Raw genomic sequence first — 19616 nt, 5'->3', positions numbered from 1 at the left:
TGCTAGTTGGGATAAAACAAATGTTGTTTAAACTACCAACTGTAGTCAATTAATTATATTGTTAAAAACTTCCGACTTGGGAGTGATCCATCAAAAATAAAATGTGTTATTCTGGGAGGCAATTGTTATGAAAAGCCACCCATCTAAATGAAATCGTGACTTGGTTAAGTTGTAAATCATCCGTGTGCAACATGAGCGTAGCGGGATACTCTAGAAATTTATTGCAAGAAAGTCGTCATTGCAGTCGGGGAAGCGCATACTTGTTTGCACCGATGGTAAACTTTAATGTGATGGCTGAAGTTGGTGATACTCCACCTTAATTAAAATCAATTTTTAATTGACCTAAAAATAACAAGAGGATTAGCAATTATTTTGTGATTGGTAAACAGTCCGCAGTAGGTTTTGAGCTTCAACAATCACATACATATTGTTATTGCCAGAATTTGTCCTTGTTTAATTAGGTCATTGAACATATTTAAAACAACTGCATAGAGCAACTTGATGGTAAAGATATCAATTTATTTCAACTATCAAACAGTTGAATAGTTGATGTCACCATCTGTCATTTGCTGGATAAATTAGCAGCAGCATTAGTATCTGGCTGAGATTAATCTTGATACTAAATGCAAAATTTTGTTGCTAAAAGTAATTGATAAAGAGCTAGAAAATCTCAAGTGATCGCACTTTGATCAAACGAGATTAACTTTCATCAAATACACTTTTATCCTGTAATTTATTGCCAGATATTTTAATAAGTTGCGGCTCAAGACTTACTAATTAAGTTTTTGATTAATTTCAGAGAAATTGCGCTACCTACAATTTCTCTTCTCACTTCATTCAAAAAAATACCCCAAATATAGCCATGAGTAACCAAAAATACGCCGCTAAAATTCAACGTTTCAAGGAAGTACTACTCACAACCTTATTAGCAGATATCCCGACAATGGCTCTCGGTACAAAACTCCGTAATTGGTTATATCGCAGTATTTTTTCTCAGTTAGACAGTTCAGTTTATATCCAAAACGGTGTGGAATTTTTGGGGACAAACTGCATCGCTATTGGTAAAAAAGTACATATCTTTAAAGGTGTGAGAATTGATGCCCAAGGACATTCCAACAATAAAATTTATTTGGGTTATGGTGTAGCTATTGAACGCAATGTTGATATTGGTTGTTTAGACAACACATCTATTTATATTGACGAAGAAACTTTTATTGGCCCTCATGTATGTATTGCCGGGCCAGGAGATATTACCATTGGCAAACACTGTATGATTGCAGCCCACTCCGGCATATATGCTAACAATCACAACTTTACAAATCCCTTAGAACCAATTAAAGACCAAGGCATCACACGCAAAGGAATTGTGATTGAAGATGATTGTTGGCTAGGACATGGAGTCACTGTATTAGATGGTGTAACCATCGGTCAAGGTAGCGTTATTGGTGCAGGCGCAGTCGTCACAAAAGATATTCCGCCATTCTCCGTGGCTGTGGGTGTACCTGCAAAAGTCGTCAAAAATCGGATGAATCAGCAATTATCAGAAACAGGCGTAGGCATTACCCGGACATAATCACCACTGTATCTAAAGAAAAGTGTGTCTTTTTTTTCCCTTCAAGAAACCAAGTCATAAAATAATCATGACTTAAGTTATACCCACCCTGTTAATGGCAGTTTTAGTCATAAACAGGGTATTCGCATTGGCTTTATCAAGCTTCTCCTGTAGTGGTGAAAATTTCCGGTACAGGTACTCAAGGTGCAATCCCCAGAGTTTATTGAGCCAGCTAGAGAAAAATCACATCGCACATCACCTTGATACCTAAAGAGTACTTGCTTGTTTCATTACTCTGGCTGAAGCAACTAACAGCATGAACCCAACTGTGATGACTTAAGGGTGAGGAGTGGTGATTTCGCTCTTGTCTACTCTCTATTCTTGATAGGAAATAATTATGACGACATTTGAGCAAGCTCCAATATTTCAGTGCGAATTTGAAGACGATCGCACCGGGTTAAGTAAAGAAACTATCAAACGTGCTTTAGCTGATAATCTTTTTTACATCCAAGGTAAATACCCTGGTACAGCCACGCTCAATGATTATTATATGGCTTTGGCTTACACCGTGCGAGATCGCATGTTGCAACGTTGGTTTAAAACTACGGAAGCCTATACAAAAAAAGGTGTCAAAGTTGTCAGTTATCTCTCCGCAGAATTTCTCTTGGGGCCGCACTTAAGCAATAACTTGATCAACTTGGGGATTTATGATTTAGTCCGCCAAACCGTGGAAGAAACTGGGCTAGATTTTGTGCAACTGCGCGAAATTGAAGAAGAACCAGGACTAGGAAATGGTGGTCTAGGTCGTCTGGCGGCTTGTTATATGGACTCTTTGTCAACTCTCGAAATTCCCGCCATTGGTTATGGAATTCGCTATGAATTTGGTATCTTTGACCAAGAAATTCGGGATGGTTGGCAAGTCGAAATTACAGATAAATGGCTGCATTTAGGCAACCCTTGGGAAATTCCCCGCCTAGAAGAAACCATCGAAGTCAAGTTTGGTGGTCGCACGGAAGGTTATTACGATGAAAAATGCCGTTATCGGGTACGCTGGATTCCCGATAAAGTGGTCAAAGGTGTTCCCTACGATACGCCCATCTTAGGTTATCGCGTCAACACGGCGAATACTTTACGGTTGTGGAAAGCTGAAGCGCCGGAATCGTTTGAATTTAAGGCATTTAACGATGGTAACTATTACGGTGCTGTCAACAAAAAAGTAGTTTCCGAGAATATTACCAAAGTCCTTTATCCTAACGATGAGTTGCAGCAAGGTAAAGAACTACGCCTAGAACAACAATATTTCTTTGTGTCTTGTTCTCTGCAAGACATGATTCGGCTGCACTTGCAAAAAGGCGAAACCATAGAGACTTTTCATCAATCATTTGCCGTACAACTCAATGACACTCACCCCTCCATCGGTGTGGCAGAATTGATGCGGCTCTTGGTAGATGAACATCAACTAGAGTGGGATCAAGCTTGGCAAATTACGCAAAATACCTTTGGCTACACCAATCACACCTTATTACCAGAGGCTCTAGAAAAGTGGCCTTTAAGACTATTCAGTAACTTACTGCCCAGACATTTGCAAATTATCTATGAAATTAACCAACGCTTTCTCGGTCAAGTGCGTGCTAAATATCCCGACGATAGCGATCGCCTAGCGCGGCTATCATTGATTGATGAAAGTGGGGAAAAATATGTCCGTATGGCACATTTAGCCAGTGTTGGTTCCCACGCAATTAACGGTGTCGCCGCCTTACATACAGAGTTACTCAAACAAGATGTTCTGCGTGACTTTTACGAATTTTGGCCAGAGAAATTCACCAACAAAACCAATGGTGTTACACCCCGACGTTGGATAGTAGTGAGTAATCCCCAACTGGCTAACTTGATTACTCGTAAAATTGGGACAGATTGGATTAGCCATTTAGAAGATTTAAAGCGACTCGAAGCTTTTGTCGAAGATGCTGAGTTTCGTCATGAATGGCGGCAAACCAAGCAAGATATTAAGACTTATTTGGCAAATTATATTAAGGACAACCACGGAATTGAAGTCAATCCCGAATCACTGTTTGATGTGCAAGTGAAGCGGCTGCATGAGTACAAGCGCCAACACTTGAATGTGCTGCACATCATCACCCTTTATAAACGCCTCAAAGACAATCCCAATCTGGAAATTACACCCCGCACCTTTATTTTTGGTGGGAAAGCTGCTCCCGGCTACTTCATAGCGAAATTAATCATTAAACTCATCAATTCTGTTGGGGATGTGATTAATAATGATCCCGATATGCGCGATCGCCTAAAAGTAGTATTCTTACCTGATTACAATGTCAGGTTTGGTCAACGAGTTTACCCAGCCGCCGACCTTTCCGAACAAATCTCGACGGCTGGTAAAGAAGCTTCCGGGACTGGCAATATGAAATTTGCCATGAATGGCTCACTAACTATCGGTACACTTGATGGCGCTAACATCGAAATTCGGGAAGAAGTAGGTGCAGAAAACTTCTTCTTGTTTGGACTGACAACCGAACAAGTATATGATTTAAAATCCAGAGGTTATAACCCTTGGGATTATTACCATAGCAATCACCAACTCAAAGAAGTCATTGACTTGATCAGTTCAGGATTCTTCTCGCATGGTGATACTAATCTGTTCCGGCCATTAGTAGACTCACTGTTGTACCACGATCCTTATCTGCTGTTTGCCGATTACCAGTCTTACATTGACTGTCAAGACCAGGTAAATCATGCTTACCGTGACCAAGAACACTGGACAAAAATGTCAATTCTCAATGCAGCTAGGATGGGTAAATTCTCTTCTGACCGAGCCATTAAAGAATATTGCCAAGAAATTTGGAATGCTGTACCCGTGAAAATCGAACTAGCAGAATATATTCAAGCTAGGGCTGGTTTGAAAGTGAACTGATCAAATCAGATAAATTCGGTTTTTGGTTGAGGCGGGTGTAAGGGTTTAAGGGTGTAGGGGTGTAAGAGTGCTGAACAACTACACCCCACACCCTCACACCCCCAATACGGTTCGGTTAACAAATGTATCTGTTGAGGTGAGCAGGGGGGCGGAGGAGCTTCAGGTGCAGGGGAGAGCGTACCTTCGTTCCCCCTTTCACCCCTGCACCCCTGCACCCTTGCTTGCCTACACAAGTAAGTTTCTTATCCGAACCGTATTGTTCACACCCCTACACCCTAAAATTTCAGGAAACCTCTGGCATTAATTAACGTCACAACATTAGCCAGTCAAAAACTACATCTCATTAGCATCTACTTAATAGTAGTGTCTAGGTTGGTTAAGACATTAGTAAATGTAAACGACAGCAACAGGCTTTTATTTAACTCTGTAACCTGTCACCTATCACCTGTAACCTACCTTCTGCTATAAAACAACCCACAGCATGAGATAATGGCGAAACCTGTGCCATACTCTATGGGGTAGTCATAACATAGCCTCCCCTATCAACAGAGTGCGCTCAAAACGAGACAAGATTTGGGTAAGATAAAGGAGCTATCTTTTCTGCATGGCAGATACCGAGAGAAGCTTTTTCCGACCCCCTTTGGAGATATTTCTATGCTGACTTTAAAAATCGCTGTTTATATTGTTGTTGCCTTCTTTGTGACTATCTTTGTCTTCGGATTCTTGTCAAATGATCCTGCTCGTAACCCCGGCCGTCGGGATTTAGAGTAAGTACAAGACAAATTATCCGCGACTGCCGGAAGGTGGAAAACAACCAAAGTCACGGACAATTGCTGGCTATCCTACAGGAAAGCTTTACGTTTAAATACTGATTAGCAGTTGCTACACAGGGAAAATCCGCAGCCATTGGCTAACACGGAGTTTCCCTTCACAGTAACTGGGTTTTTACTAAAGTAATAGTATTAAAATATACTATTTATTAGGCGATCGCAAAGTTATCCCTAGTAGGAAAGCGTTTTCTAGCAGTGTCCTTGACAGTGGAATTTCCTCTTTTTAGCAGCTTGCTGCACGTAGGCAGAAAGCAAAAGTCGGAAGACACAAGTGTTCTCATCTTTCCGGCTAATCGTTGGCTATTTGTTAGGTTAATTTTGCCCAGATATGCTTCATCCAGTTCTGCCGCCTGCGCCACCGCCTGTTATTGAACCGATCAAATCGACAAATTCGCTGTCATCAGTTGACAATCCCCAAACTCATGCTTTTGTAGAATCAGCTAGTGATGCTCAAAACACGGCTGAAAAACCGCAAACTGCCAAAATTGCCGATACTAAAAATCTACCGCCTCAATTAGTACTGATCGCATCTACTTCAGATAATTTAGTCAAGACAAAAACTCTACCCACTCCCCATACACCAGAAACTTTACCCCCAGCACTGTCACCGTTTTCTCCCTCCAGAAGTGCTACAAGTTTAGGACAACCTCTCAGCATTGGTTATGGCGTTCAGTCAGGGAATCTAATTGGTGAAAATCCATCACAAACTGGCGCATCTGTTCAGCAATTCCCCGCACCCGCAAAATTTGTCACTGAACCAGTCGCCCAGCCAGCATCGGCAGAAAAATTCCCCGCATCTGCAAAAGTCGTCACTGAACCAGTTACTCAGTCAGCATCGGCAGAAAAAATCCCCGCACCTGCAAAAGTCGTCACTGAAAAAATCACACCACAGTCACCTGTTCAGCAATTTCCCCCAGCAGCAAAAGTCGTTGCTGAACAAGTTACTCCACCCGCATCACAAAGCACAACAGCACAGCCACAACAACCAAAAACTATTAATCTTTCGGGGAAATTTAGCGACTATATACCTAACACTCAGCCAGTTCAAAATATTATTGAGTTTAAATCTCGCAACCTCACCAGCCAATCAAATACCCCGACCAATATAGAATTTAAATCACCTAACCAACCAACTCCCCCAAGCACAACTTCTCCCACTCCCCAACAGCCATCACAGACAACCACACCAGTGGTTAGAGAAAGAATTGTGGAAGTGATCTCAGATCGGCAGGAGTATGATGAACAACGAAGAATTGTGACGGCGGAAGGCAATGTAGTAGTGCGATTTGATGGGGCTGTAGTGGATGCCGATCGCCTACAAGTGAATTTAGCCAACTTAATTGCCGTTGGGGAAGGGGATGTGGCCTTGACTAGAGGTGATCAAGTATTGCGTGGTCAACGTTTTACTTATAACTTTTTGCAAGACAGTGGGGAATTAGAAAATGGCAGAGGCGAAATTTATATCCCCACATCCTCTACAGATTTGGGCTTTTTACCTGCTGAGAATACCCCTGGTGGTTTACAACTCAGACCACCAAGCGATCGCATTCGTACTAATCAACCCCTCACCAATGTCCAAAATCCGGGCGAAGTGAACGTGGTTGTCGGTGGTCGTGGCGCAAGTAATCTACCAACACCAAAACAAGGCGGACAAGTTAAGCGACTGCGATTTGAAGCTAGGCACATCGATTTTTATCCACGGGGTTGGCAAGCTAGGGATGTGCGAATTACCAATGACCCATTTTCACCTCCCGAACTAGAGTTACGAGCGAGTAAAGTTACACTGACACGCCAAGCTCCATTAATTGACCGCATTAAAACCGAACGTCAGCGTTTGGTATTTGATCAAGGTCTGAGTTTACCCATCCCCGTAGATAGCCAAACTATTGACCGCCGGGAACAAGAAGTCACTCCTGCAATTGTCTCGCCTGGCTATGATGGCGATGACCGTGGTGGTTTATATTTGGAACGAGGTTTTACACCCATCAATACCGAAACAACAAGTTGGACAATTACACCGCAGTTTTTTTTACAAAAAGCCATTCAGTCAGGTTTAGAAAATCCCGCATCTTTGTTTGGTGTGAGAAGTAAACTGAATTCAGTTTTAGACCCAAAAACCACACTGCGCGGTTCAGGAGAATTAACTAGTTTTGACTTGAGCCAACTAGACTCAAATTTGCGGGCGAGTTTGCGACTGCGGCGAGAATTAGGCGATCGCAATCCACATCTTTTAAATGTGGAATATAGTTACCGCGATCGCTTGTATAACGGTTCTCTTGGCTTTCAAACTGTCCAAAGTAATTTGGGCGCTGTTGTCACCTCGCCGATTATTCCTTTGGGGAAAAGTGGTATTAACCTCGACTATCAAGCAAGCGCACAATATATTACTGCTAATAGCGATCGTCAAAACTTATTTAGCACCAACATTGGTCAAACAATTGATCGTGTCTCTTTAGGTCGTCTACAAGCCAGCGCCGCTCTCAGCACTGGTGTGTTTCTCTGGCAGGGAAAACCATTAGCCCCCACAGCTACCGCCGGCTTGCGTTATACACCTAGACCTGTAGTTCCTTATATACAAGCGGTAGCTAGTATCAGAGGTACTAGTACTTATTACACCAGTGGAGATGACCAAACCAATCTCATTGGTTCAGTTGGTTTACAAGGACAGATTGGCCATTTTTCCCGTCCTTTTTTTGATTACACAGGCTTTAATATCAGTTACTCTAGAGGCTTAACTAGCGGATTATCACCTTTTTTGTTCGACCGATTTGTTGATAACCAAGTCTTGAATGCGGGAATTGTTCAACAAATTTATGGGCCATTTCGGATTGGGTTTCAGACCTCAATTAACTTGGATACAGGCAGAGAAACCAGTACAGACTATGTTTTAGAATATAGCCGCCGCACCTATGGCATTACCCTACGCTACAATCCCGTCTTAGAATTAGGCGGTTTCAGCATTCGCATTAGTGACTTTAATTGGACTGGTGGTACAGATCCATTTTCGACGAATCAAGTTACACCTGTAGTTGGAGGTGTGCGCCAGGAATAATCTTGGGGATTGACAACTAAAAAAATATCTCATCATTCAGGGACAAGGGAGACAAGGGAGATAGAGGTCTTGCTGAGTCAACACATTGGATAATGTATGAGGAAATACGACTTTAGGACTTACTACAACTTAGTATCAGCAAGTTCTTGCGTCTCATTAGACACTAGCTTTATGTATGTTATTATCGGGTTTTAACTTTCAGGATTGAGTAATTAGCCAGCATCAACACAAAAAAAGCACTGGAAAACTTATATTTCTAATTCAGTAACCAGCACTTTTTATACAAAGGCTAACAGGCTAAGGCGCTGCTATGGCAAAAGTAAAATCAAAAGTCCAGAAATCAAAAAACTCGAAAAAGCAGCCTAAAAAGGAAGCACCGACTCTTAGCCTCCAAGAAAGGTTAGCCCAAAAGCGTCAAGCAACGAAAGCCCGCAAAGAATTTATGGATTTACTCACTAAATCCTTATCTGGTGCGTTGTTTTTAGGTTTTTTGCTGTTTTTAGTTGCCGGTATTAAGGCTGCATTACCTGCTGTCTTGGGGGTACTGGTGATGTCTTTTTCTTATAAATACCCTCGTCAGGCTTTAATTGCCTTTATTATCTACGTTCCCTTTGGCGGCACAATTACTTATTACATTGGTAATAGTCCGATTCTGCAATTGGCTAAAGATTCATTTTACATCCCAGCTGCGATCGCTCTTTGGCAAATTTGCCGCAAACAGAAACTACCATTCATCATCCCCAAGCAAATTAAAATTCCATTGTTTATTTTATTGGGTTCTTGTTTGCTCACTCTCGTATTTATCAATGGTGGACAACAGTTTAACCCACCACCAGCTGGACTATTAGAGGAACCTGTTAAAGAATTTCCCATAGGCTTAGGAATTCTCGGTTTAAAAGTTCTTTTAGGTTACGTATCTTTAATTACTTGTATTTACTACCTAATTCGCAATAAGCAAGATTTTTTCTTCTTATCGCGTCTACAAATTGTACTAATTATCGTCTGTTGTGTCCTAGGATTGATCCAATACTTATTCTTACTCACTGGAATTTGTGAAGGAACTAAAAATCTCGAAGGTTCTGCCTTATTTAAGGCTACACTTGACGCTAGATGTTATTTTGGTGGTTCCCTAGTCTACAGTCCCAGTCAAGGAATAATTCGGCTACCAGGAACATTTGTTGCACCTTGGCAATGGGCATGGTTTTTAATTTCTAGTACTTTTTTTGCCTTTGCTACAGGCTTTTCCGACCCGTCAATTTTTTGGCGGTTAATAAGTTTAGGTTCTATGGCTTTAATCTTTGTCAATGCAGTAATTTCGGGACAAAGAATCGCCCTAGGCTTAGTACCTACTTGTTTTGTCATGTTACTCTTGCTGACTGGTCAAATTGCTAACTTGAAACGGTTTATCCCCATAGGAGTAGGGTTAGTGATGATTTTGGGAATTGCCGTTGTGAGTAACCCTGTAGTCGTTCAAGAGAGAATAGATAGTTTTGCCAGTCGTTGGAATGCTTCACCACCTCAAGATTTTATTATTCAGCAATTTGAAGAAAACTTAAAAGATACAGATAGCCCTCTAGGAAGTGGTTTAGGTCGAGCCACTAACTCTGCTCGTGCATTAGGTAAAACCAAACTAGTAGAGACTTACTACCCCAAATTAATATATGAGATTGGGATTTTTGGCGTATTGGGTTTTCTGGCTTTAGTTACTACACTGACATTTACGGCGTTCACAACTTATCGCTCGATAAAAAACCGTAATTTCCGCAGTTACGCAGCGTCGATGTGGGTGTTTATATTGTTTATTAGTTACAACACTTACTACTATCCTTTAGATGTCGATCCAGTATCTGTATATTACTGGTTGGGTGCAGGAATACTATTCAAATTGCCAGTGATAGATAAACAAGAGAAGGAAGATGCCAACCCTGAAAAAGCAACAAATAAAAAAGGTTTAAAAATTAAGTTTTAATTCATTAAGTTTCCATCAACAGCGATAGACTCCACATTGGGCAATTCTACGAGCAAAACAAACAATTTATTTCACAATCAAACACATGAATGATTTTCCTTTAATTTCCGTAATCATACCAACTTACGGAAGAGATGAACCACTACGCGATAGTATAGTTGATATTCTCAATCAGGACTATCCAAATTTTGAAGTTTTGGTAATCGACCAATATCCAAAACACCAACCAGAAGTTCAAGCATATTTAGAAGAGGTAGCGGCAAAAGGGAAAATTAAATTGTTTCACCTAAATTGGGCAAGTTTACCAGGAGCGCGAAACTATGGTGTGCGTCGCTCATCTGGGGAAATAATTTTATTTATTGATGATGATGTAAAATTAACGCCTGGCTTTTTAATGGCTCATGCGAAAAATTATGTACAAAATCCAGAGGTAGGAGCTGTAGCCGGACGAGTATTTGACAGAATGAAATTGGGTGATTCTGGCGGAAAATTAGAAATTGAATATCTCCCTCCCCAAGCAATGGATCCTGGCATTGCTTGGTATCATATTGATTTAGTACATACTATTAAGCCCCAGCAGGTTTTAACAGCTAGGGGTTGCAATATGTCTTTTCGGCGCGAAATTTTTACGAAATACGGACTGAAGTTTGATGAGAGATTTCGCGGGAGTGCAGTCCGGGAAGAATCGGATTTTTGTTTGCGACTGCGACAGACTGGATACAAAATTTGGTATGACCCAAAAGCTGATTTAGTGCATTTGGGAGAAGAGACTGGGGGTTGTCATGATATTAGTATGCGATCGCTCAAATATCAACTCACTTTCTATCACAACCACTTTTTATTAGGGCTGAAAAATTTAACCTTGACTCAAGCCTTACGTTTATACGCCCGTTTATTTGATTGTCATGTTCTCGGAAGACCACCTTGTCATAAAAGTGGTTCACCTATCAAAATTCTCACTCGCGCTATTTTTTACACTTTGGGTTTCCTGAAGGCTTTGGGTACTGTCATTCAGTCAGTGTGGAATGATGGACAAATCTATAGCCATTTGGATGAACAAGTTTAGATTTTATCACCGCAGATAAATGATATTATCTGCGGTTAAATTTATCAATCTATCATGAAAATTAACTATGAGAATTTTAGTTGCTAGTCATACATATATAGTAGACCTTAATTGTGAAAAACTACGTGCTTTAGCTCAGTTAGTACCAGATATTGAGGTGACAGTTGTTGTGCCTAAAATCTGGAAGCCCGGTGGTGTACAGAATCAGACTATTGAAAGTCAATATAAAGATGAAGGTAATTTTAAAATAGTGCCGATTTCTAATTTCAGTCAAAATCATCAAGGGCTATTGACATTTGGAACTGATTTAATATCTTTGATGCAGCAATTTCGTCCACAAGTTATTCAAGTAGAACAAGCATCAAGAAGCTTGGCATACAGTCAAATGATTATTTTAAATAAATTGTTGGGATTAAAGGCAAAAAATATATTTTTTACTTGGTGGAATTTACCCTACACATTAAAATTACCTGCGGCTTTATTAGAAAAATTTAATCTCAATAATAGCCACGGAATTATTTCTGGGAATCAAGATGGAGCAGAAGTTTTACGGCAAAGAGGGTATCAGGGCGCAATTAAAGTTATGCCCCAATTAGGTGTTGATGAAACTCTTTTTTCTCCCAAAAAACAACCAGAATTAGCTGCTAAATTAGGGATTAAACCTGATGATTTTGTGGTGGGTTTTGTTGGAAGATTTGTTCCAGAAAAAGGTTTATTGACTTTATTGCAGGCTTTAGTAACTTTAAAAAATGAATCTTGGAAATTAATGCTTTTAGGACGAGGCGAACTGCGAGATGAAATCTTGAAAATAGCCACAGATAATCAAATCCAAGACAGATTAATTATGGTAGAAAGTGTTCCTCATCACGAAGTTACTAATTATATTAATTTAATGAGTACCTTGGTGCTACCTTCCGAAACTACTTATAAATTTAAAACTTTAACTGCTGCTGGTTGGAAAGAACAATTTGGTCATGTATTAATTGAAGCTATGGCTTGTCAAGTGCCTGTGATTGGTTCTGATTCTGGGGAAATACCTCATGTGATTGGTGATAGTGGATTAATATTTCCCGAAGGCAATGTTCAACTACTGGCTGATTGCATCAAAAAATTGCTCAAGCAACCAGAATTACACCAAAATCTAGCTGTAAATGGCTATCAAAAAGCAATGGCAAAATACACTAATAAGGCACTTGCTAAAGAGCAGTATGAGTTTTATCAAGAATTATTTCAGAGTAAATAGGCATGAAAATTTTACAAATTGTTCCGTCTATTTCGTTAATTTATGGTGGCCCTAGCCAAATGGTTTTAGGGTTAGCGCCGGCTTTAGCAAAAGAAGGTGTAAAAGTTACTATTCTGACCACAGATAGCAATGGTGATACTGGTCAACAACCTTTAGATGTACCTTTAAATCGCCCAATTCAACAAGATGGTTATGAAATAATTTACTTTCGTTGTGCGCCATTTCGTCGCTATAAATTTTCCCTGGAGTTACTCAATTGGCTAAAAATTCATGCTAAGGAGTTTGATTTAGTGCATATTCATGCTTTATTTTCGCCAATTAGTAGTGCAGCCGCGACAGTATGTCGGGAGAAAAAATTACCTTATATTTTGCGTCCTTTAGGTACTCTTGACCCGGCTGATTTACAAAAGAAAAAACAATTAAAAAAGCTGTATGTTGAGTTGATTGAACGCCAAAATTTAGCAGGTGCAGCCGCAATTCATTTTACTAGTGAACAAGAAGCAAAAATATCAGCAAGATTTGGAGTCAAGACAAAAGATTTAGTAATTCCTTTGGGTGTAAAACCAACGCAAAGAATTTCAGCAAGTGCAGTACGCAGTCAGTTAGGTATACCGGAAGATGTGCCTTTGGTGTTGTTTATGTCGCGTATTGACCCAAAGAAAGGTTTGAATTTGTTGATTCCGGCTTTAGAAAAGCTGTTGGCGGATAATCACAAGTTTCATTTTGTTTTAGCTGGGACAAATCCTCAAGACCCAGACTATGAAAACAAAATCAAATTTCAAATCGAAAATTCACCATTGCGATCGCATACTACCATTACAGGCTTTGTGAGTGGTGAATTGAAAGCTGGTTTACTGCAAGCGGCTGATTTATTTGTTTTACCTTCTTATTACGAAAACTTTGGTATTGCAGTCGCTGAGGCTATGGTTGCGGGGATACCTGTAGTGATTTCTGACCAGGTGCATATTTGGCAGCAAGTAAGCGATAGTCAGTCGGGATGGGTGGGTCAAACAGAGGTATCTTCGTTGTTGGAGTTATTGCAACAAGCTTTGCAAAATCCCCAAGAACGCCAACGCCGGGGAATAAATGCTCAAAAATATGCCTTAGAAAATTTTAGCTGGGATGCGATCGCCCGGCAAATGATTCAAGCCTATCAACAAATTCTCATCAATATGTGATAATTTCAGCCAAAATTCAGTAAAAATACTTTAAGTTACAACAATACAACAGGCGGTTATTCTTTGACCAAGATGGCTCAGGTGCGATCGCCAGAGTTCAAATTGCGACACTCAACACCGGATTAGCCTTAACCAATGCAGATATCTTCGTTAATGCCTAAGAATTTGTAAATAATAAATCATGAATTTGGGAGGATAGCCAGCTTGTCTAACCTCCATATTTTCAATGATTCATATCATTTCTGAATTATTCTCTTTGGTTGAACCACATCTGTCTTCAGTAGGGTTAAACCAGAAATAGGTGTTTGATAAGGTGACTAATGGCAACATAAATCACAAGTAGATTTGTTATGACCTACACTCAAACTAGTGACCCTACCATTCGTAAATGTGTTGAATCTTGGCGAAAATTAGATGTAGATGAACAACTAGGTTTATTCTGGTTTATCTATAAAGAAATGGGTGAGTCTGTTACACCTGCGGCTCCTGCTGCTAGTACTGTTTCTCCAGAAATTGCTGAAGGTTTATTTAATCAGGTAAAAGAATTAAGTCACGAAGAACAATTACAAGTTCAGCGAGACTTAATTAATCGAGCAGATACTCAAATAAGCAGAGAATATGGTTCGTTAGGAGATACTACCAAACTGCTATTTTGGTATCGTCTCTCTCAAGGAATGGATAGTAATGTAATTATTCCTGTACCTGCTGGTTATCGTCTTTCTTCAGCAGCAGAAACTTTGCTGGAGCAAATTAAAGAATTAGCTTTTGAACAGCAGATTAATCTTTTCCGCGACTATGTGTCACCAATGGGTGCAGAACCTAAAGCCGGCGCTGAAATTTAATTGTGAGGATATTGAGCTATGGCAAGCAAGGCTGTAGCTCAATATTCGTAATCCTAAATGATTTACCCACATCTTTCCCTTATCTCTTTTCTTCACATATCAAATAAGACTGCTCTAGCAATCCTCAGCCACAGATAAACACAGAGTAAAATTATATTTACTCTGTGTATTTTTTGGTTGCTCATTAGGATAGTTGCACCCTAAATTCGTAACGTCCTTGGTTTTATATTTATAATTTAAATAGTCTTTTTGTCAGTTACATCTATCTGACGAGTGGTTAATTTTTTTTTAATTCTACACATCAATTTATCAATAATTGGCACTACACAAAAAAGTAAAACCCTAGGGCTGGGAATCCCTAGGGCTGATAACCTGACCACCTTTACTTTATTTATAATTGATGCAAAATTAAAGTGGATGTTTACAATAGACTTAAATATTTGGCTTATGTCTAGCAAGATTTTATGAAAAATATTATTAATATGATATTATTATCTCAATAAAATGATTCTATACATATTTTGTGGACAATCTCACTTATATTGCTCAAAATTATATTTTTTCTTGTTTAATGACTTTGATTAATTAAATTTCCAGGATAAAATTTATGATTTTATGTCTATATATACAGACTACACAGCTTGATTGCTAATAATAAATAAGGAAAAATAAAAGCATCATGATACATGATTGTAGCCAATTACAGTGACAGAAAGCCTAACCAAAGTCCGCAAGTGCGGACTTTTTATTTTGTCTTTATTAATCTGATTTAAAGTACAGTTTCTTGAGATTACATTTAAATTCTGACTTTAATTAACCGCAGATGAACGCAGCGAAAAGTTGAGCCAGTGCGTTGGGCGGGTTCCCCGACTCCTTCACTGGCGTTGCGTGGGTGGCTCTGCCGAATTGAGCAAACTTTTCAAGACAGATAAACGCAGATGAATTTGTACATCAGTAGGCTAGAAAAGCCTATAGCAATTCTCAATGATTGACAAACATCTCCCTCCTTTGTCTTCCTTATCTCTTTTGTCAGTATGATAAAAAGCTATTAGCGATTTGCCAGTAATTTTTATGACAAATTTTCTCCAGCCGCCAAGATTACGTATTGGTGAGGAAGATAGTGAAGAAGAAAGACGCGCCACTTGGCTGGAACTGTTTTATGATTTGGTGTTTGTGGTTGCTGTGTCGCAAGTAGCGCATAATCTCAAGGAAGACATTTCGCTGTCGGGATTACTGGGATTTGTAGTTTTGTTTATCCCGATTTGGTGGTCATGGATTGGGACGACGTTTTATGCTAACCGCTTTGATAGCGATGATGTGATTCATCGGTTGTTGGTTGGGGTACAAATGTTAACGGCTGCGGGGATGGCTGTGAATATTCATCATGGCTTGGGAGAAAGTTCGCCGGGTTTTGCTTTAGCTTATGCACTTGGTCGGGCGGTATTGGTGGCGGAGTATGTGCGGGCGGGGATACATATTCCGTCGGCGCGTCCGTTAACAACTCGCTACGCCATTGGTTTTGCAATCGCATCTTTGATTTGGTTGAGTTCGGCTTTTGTCCCTGTTCCTTGGCGATTTGCACTTTGGGGCGTGGGAATTGCGATTGATTTTGGTACACCAATCACCGCACGCAAACATCAAATTGGCTTACTTCCTCACGCTTCTCATTTACCAGAACGTTTTGGATTGTTCACAATTATTGTGTTGGGGGAAGCGATTATTGCGGTGGTTGAAGGTGTCTCACAACAAAAATGGCAGGTGTTGACTGTCATTTCCGCAATTTTTGGACTGATAATTGCTTTTAGTTGGTGGTGGGTTTATTTTGACAATTTAGGTGGGACACCAATTGAAACTGCACGCACTCAAGGAAAAGTTGGGACGGTTAATATTTGGCTTTATACCCATTTACCCTTAGTAATTGGAATTGCAGCTACTGGTGTTGGTGTCGAAAAAATCTTGGTAAGTCCGCCAACTCTGGCGTTACCAGATGCCCAAAGATGGTTGATTTGTGGTTCAGTGGCATTATGCTCGTTAGCTGTGGGTGTTCTGCACCGCTATGGTGTGATTCGATATTGTAAGATTCGTTCGCTGTATCGCTTGGGTGGTGCTGTGGTGCTACTGGCGATCGCACTTTTTGGCAAAGGTTTATTACCAATCTTCGTCATCGCCTTAGTAGCTGTGGTTTCTGCTGTACAAGTTATTCAAGATTTGTCTCAAAGTCGCCCGACTACTCGCTTGGCTGATCCTGAAATTTAAGCCCCGACGAATTATAAGCTAATCAGCATTTAAGCTGCACTATTGAAATTGTACATAAATGACTTAAACTCTCTCCTCTGCCCCTCTGCTCCCCTGCGGTCTAAACTGCAAACTAAGTGCTTAATAGCTTATGAGGGTGTTGGATGTAAGCAATAAGTTGGACAAATAGTGATGATTTCACAAAGTCGCGTTGTTTCCACCAGACGGGAAATAGCTTTGCAGATAACTTAACGCCAAGCGTTTGGTTTCTGCTATCAATCGCGGTTGAAATGTTTTTTCTTGACTGAGGGATAGCCATAGTAATGTGCCGATCGCTTTGACTAAAATAAAGGCGATCGCTTCATAGTCTGTAGTCTCTAACCCTGCTTTGCGTTTAGCTAGTAAACTGGCTAAATCTTGCATCAATTTAGCATCCATCACCTCTCCGACGGCTTCTAATTCGGGCATTGAACCCTGGAGTGCCATAAAAATGGCGTAGTAACCAGGATTATCAGAGAAATGCTGGGCGGTGATATCAATCATTTGTTCTACTAGAATTTCTAAGGGCAGATTGGCTAATTCAGGATTATCCAGCACTGCTAACTTTTGATGAATATTTTCCTCATGACGCAAGGCAAGTGCCTGCATGATTGCAGATTTGTCCGGGAAAAACTGATAAAGTGACCCAATCGGGACTTTCGCACCAGAGGCGATCGCATTGGTTGTGGTGGCTGCATAGCCTTGAGTAATAAAAAGTTCTTCTGCTACATCCAAAATCCGATTAACTCGTTCCTGGCTACGCGCTTGTCTGGGTTGGCGGCGCATTCCACCTGCTGCTGATGGATTTTCATTCATAGATTACCTCCTAAGTCAATACAATTAAGGTGATGAGAGTTGATTTCTCAATTTCTGCTCTACCTATTAGAAAATGAGCAAGATTTGGGAGAGAATCCCCCAATCCCCCTCCAAAGTCATTTTTTTGTTTTTTGTTGAGTTATCATTTGCTGGTTTTGTTCTAATTTAGTAGGACTTACGCAACTAGCATATTTTTTCTGTAGGGTGTGTGACGCAATGAGAAGATTTGAACGTAGTCATCAGATTTATAGCGTCACGCACCAACCATCAATTGTTACTGAACTTTATTGCTCCAAAGGCCTGTTGAAATAAATGAGCGATACTCACATTCTACTTGACAATAAATGATTTCTGCTCATATTATTAAAACATGAGCAATACTCATATATTATTGCAGATTTTGATGGAGTAATGTTGCTATGAGCCAAGATTTACTGACTCTACCTCATCCCAAGTTTGTGACGACGATAAAAGAAGACAGATGCGATCGCTGGGGGTTGATGCTTTGTGGTACTCCAGAAAGAACAATTCACAATCGACGCTACCAAAATGCGATCGCACTTTTGGATGAAACTTTGTCTGCCATGATTAACCATCACCGAAGCGGCGGCGGATAAGGGAACGGAGAGCAAGTTTTCCATAATCAATGACAGCCTTCTTTGAATTTTAGTTTTTATCTTTGATAAAACTAATCGCTTCTAATAACTGATTAGCTGTATAAGGTTTCGACAAAAAAGCTTGAATCCCCATATTATAAGCGGCATTCACCTTATCACTAGAAACCAGGCCACTGATAGCAATAATTTTGACTTCTGGGTTAATTTTTTGCAAAGTGCGAATAGTCGTCAGACCATCCATAGAAGGCATAAGCATATCAGTTAATACCAAAGAAATTTCATCTCGATGTTCAGCATATAAAGCGATCGCCTCAATGCCATCGCTGGCGGTAATGGCTTTATAGTTATAACTTTCAAGAGATGTTTTAGTAATATCCCGAATTGCAGCTTCATCATCAACAATCAAAATTAATTCTCCATTACCACCAGGAAATACTGCTTCTACTTCTTCTACAGTTTCGGTGATTTCCTGTGCTGGCAAATATATTTTAAATTGGCTACCTTGTCCTGCTTCACTATGAACATTGATAAAACCGCCGTGGTTTTTTACAATTCCTAGTACTGTGGAAAGTCCTAACCCTGTGCCTTTACCAAGTTCTTTAGTTGTAAAAAATGGCTCAAATATGCGGTCTAATATTTCTGTGGGAATACCTAAACCAGTGTCAATTACAGAAATCACTATATATGGGCCAATTTTAGAATCAAGGTGCATATTGGCATAATTTTCATCTACCACAAAATTTTCGGCAGTAATTTTTAATATTCCCCCATTGGGCATGGCATCACGGGCATTCACACACAAATTCATCAGCACTTGATGTAGTTGAGTAGCATCACCAGATATCACCCATAGATTTTGCGCTAATAGAGTTGTAATTTCGATAGTTTTGGGAAATGTTTCTTTAATAATCTGCTGAATTTCGATGATTAAATGTTTGAATTGGACAAGGGTGCGTTCTCCCTCCATTCCCCGCGTAAAAGACAAGACTTGTTTGACTAAATTTGCTCCACGTTTAGCGTTCGTGATTAATATTGGTAATAACCTGCGAGAACGTTCATCTTGTAATTGGACTTCTAAAAGTTGGGCTGTCATTAAAATTGGTGCCAAGACATTATTGAGGTCGTGAGCAATACCACTAGTACAGGTCGGCGGAAATAAACAGACCATATTAGTGGGAAGATAAAGAATCAGGATAAAACCCGTTTTGAGGCGCGGCGCAAGGAATCAGGGTGTGGCTAGATTAACTC

General features: G+C 40.1%; 13 protein-coding genes and 1 pseudogene. 12 read left to right on the top strand and 2 right to left on the bottom strand.

Annotated elements, in window-relative coordinates; genetic code table 11:
* The first annotated feature begins 191 nt into the window (after positions 1-191).
* From H6G28_RS37515 to H6G28_RS29545, 11 genes are all read left to right on the top strand, one after another.
* Entirely contained in the window at positions 192-320 is a 129-nt protein-coding gene (locus tag H6G28_RS37515) for a hypothetical protein (protein ID WP_277880687.1), read from the top strand.
* A gap of 542 nt (positions 321-862) precedes the next feature.
* Complete coding sequence (locus tag H6G28_RS29590; RefSeq protein ID WP_190676267.1) at positions 863-1573, top strand: acyltransferase; 711 nt, start codon at positions 863-865, stop codon at positions 1571-1573.
* A 376-nt stretch (positions 1574-1949) separates the two neighbouring features.
* Positions 1950-4481: a glycogen/starch/alpha-glucan phosphorylase gene (locus tag H6G28_RS29585; RefSeq protein ID WP_190594430.1), complete on the top strand. Its 2532-nt coding sequence runs from the start codon at positions 1950-1952 to the stop codon at positions 4479-4481.
* Positions 4482-5135: 654 nt separating this feature from the next.
* The gene (locus H6G28_RS29580; RefSeq protein WP_015114068.1) at positions 5136-5252 is read left to right on the top strand and encodes a photosystem II reaction center protein I; all 117 of its coding nucleotides are present in this window, start codon (positions 5136-5138) and stop codon (positions 5250-5252) included.
* A gap of 387 nt (positions 5253-5639) precedes the next feature.
* A complete protein-coding gene (locus tag H6G28_RS29575; protein ID WP_190676265.1) occupies positions 5640-8363 on the top strand; it encodes a DUF3769 domain-containing protein in 2724 nt (907 codons plus the stop codon).
* 310 nt (positions 8364-8673) lie between these two features.
* Complete coding sequence (hpsL, locus tag H6G28_RS29570; RefSeq protein WP_190594433.1) at positions 8674-10332, top strand: hormogonium polysaccharide biosynthesis protein HpsL; 1659 nt, start codon at positions 8674-8676, stop codon at positions 10330-10332.
* A gap of 85 nt (positions 10333-10417) precedes the next feature.
* Positions 10418-11398 carry a hormogonium polysaccharide biosynthesis glycosyltransferase HpsN gene (gene hpsN / locus H6G28_RS29565; protein WP_190594434.1) on the top strand — a complete coding sequence of 327 codons (981 nt, stop codon included), beginning with the start codon at positions 10418-10420 and terminating at the stop codon, positions 11396-11398.
* 67 nt (positions 11399-11465) lie between these two features.
* A complete protein-coding gene (gene hpsO, locus H6G28_RS29560) occupies positions 11466-12641 on the top strand; it encodes a hormogonium polysaccharide biosynthesis glycosyltransferase HpsO (protein ID WP_190676263.1) in 1176 nt (391 codons plus the stop codon).
* Positions 12642-12643: 2 nt separating this feature from the next.
* Entirely contained in the window at positions 12644-13819 is a 1176-nt protein-coding gene (hpsP, locus tag H6G28_RS29555; RefSeq protein WP_190676261.1) for a hormogonium polysaccharide biosynthesis glycosyltransferase HpsP, read from the top strand.
* A gap of 350 nt (positions 13820-14169) precedes the next feature.
* Positions 14170-14661 (top strand): orange carotenoid protein N-terminal domain-containing protein, encoded by a 492-nt coding sequence (locus H6G28_RS29550; protein WP_190594437.1) that lies wholly within the window; start codon positions 14170-14172, stop codon positions 14659-14661.
* A 1071-nt stretch (positions 14662-15732) separates the two neighbouring features.
* Positions 15733-16917 carry a low temperature requirement protein A gene (locus tag H6G28_RS29545; RefSeq protein WP_190594438.1) on the top strand — a complete coding sequence of 395 codons (1185 nt, stop codon included), beginning with the start codon at positions 15733-15735 and terminating at the stop codon, positions 16915-16917.
* A 177-nt stretch (positions 16918-17094) separates the two neighbouring features.
* Here the strand turns inward: H6G28_RS29545 and H6G28_RS29540 are convergent, their stop codons facing one another.
* Complete coding sequence (locus tag H6G28_RS29540; RefSeq protein ID WP_190594439.1) at positions 17095-17751, bottom strand: TetR/AcrR family transcriptional regulator; 657 nt, start codon at positions 17749-17751, stop codon at positions 17095-17097.
* Between the two features lie 419 nt (positions 17752-18170).
* Here H6G28_RS29540 and H6G28_RS29535 point away from each other — a divergent pair, with 419 nt between their 5' ends.
* The gene (locus H6G28_RS29535) at positions 18171-18368 is read left to right on the top strand and encodes a hypothetical protein (protein ID WP_190676260.1); all 198 of its coding nucleotides are present in this window, start codon (positions 18171-18173) and stop codon (positions 18366-18368) included.
* Between the two features lie 49 nt (positions 18369-18417).
* Here the strand turns inward: H6G28_RS29535 and H6G28_RS29530 are convergent.
* Positions 18418-19515, bottom strand: a pseudogene (locus tag H6G28_RS29530) (hybrid sensor histidine kinase/response regulator); the annotation flags it as partial.
* Between the last annotated feature and the right edge of the window lie 101 nt (positions 19516-19616).

Source organism: Nostoc sp. FACHB-190 (assembly GCF_014696905.1).
Classification (GTDB): Bacteria; Cyanobacteriota; Cyanobacteriia; order Cyanobacteriales; family Nostocaceae; genus Nostoc_B.
This window is presented reverse-complemented; position numbering and strand designations above follow the sequence as displayed.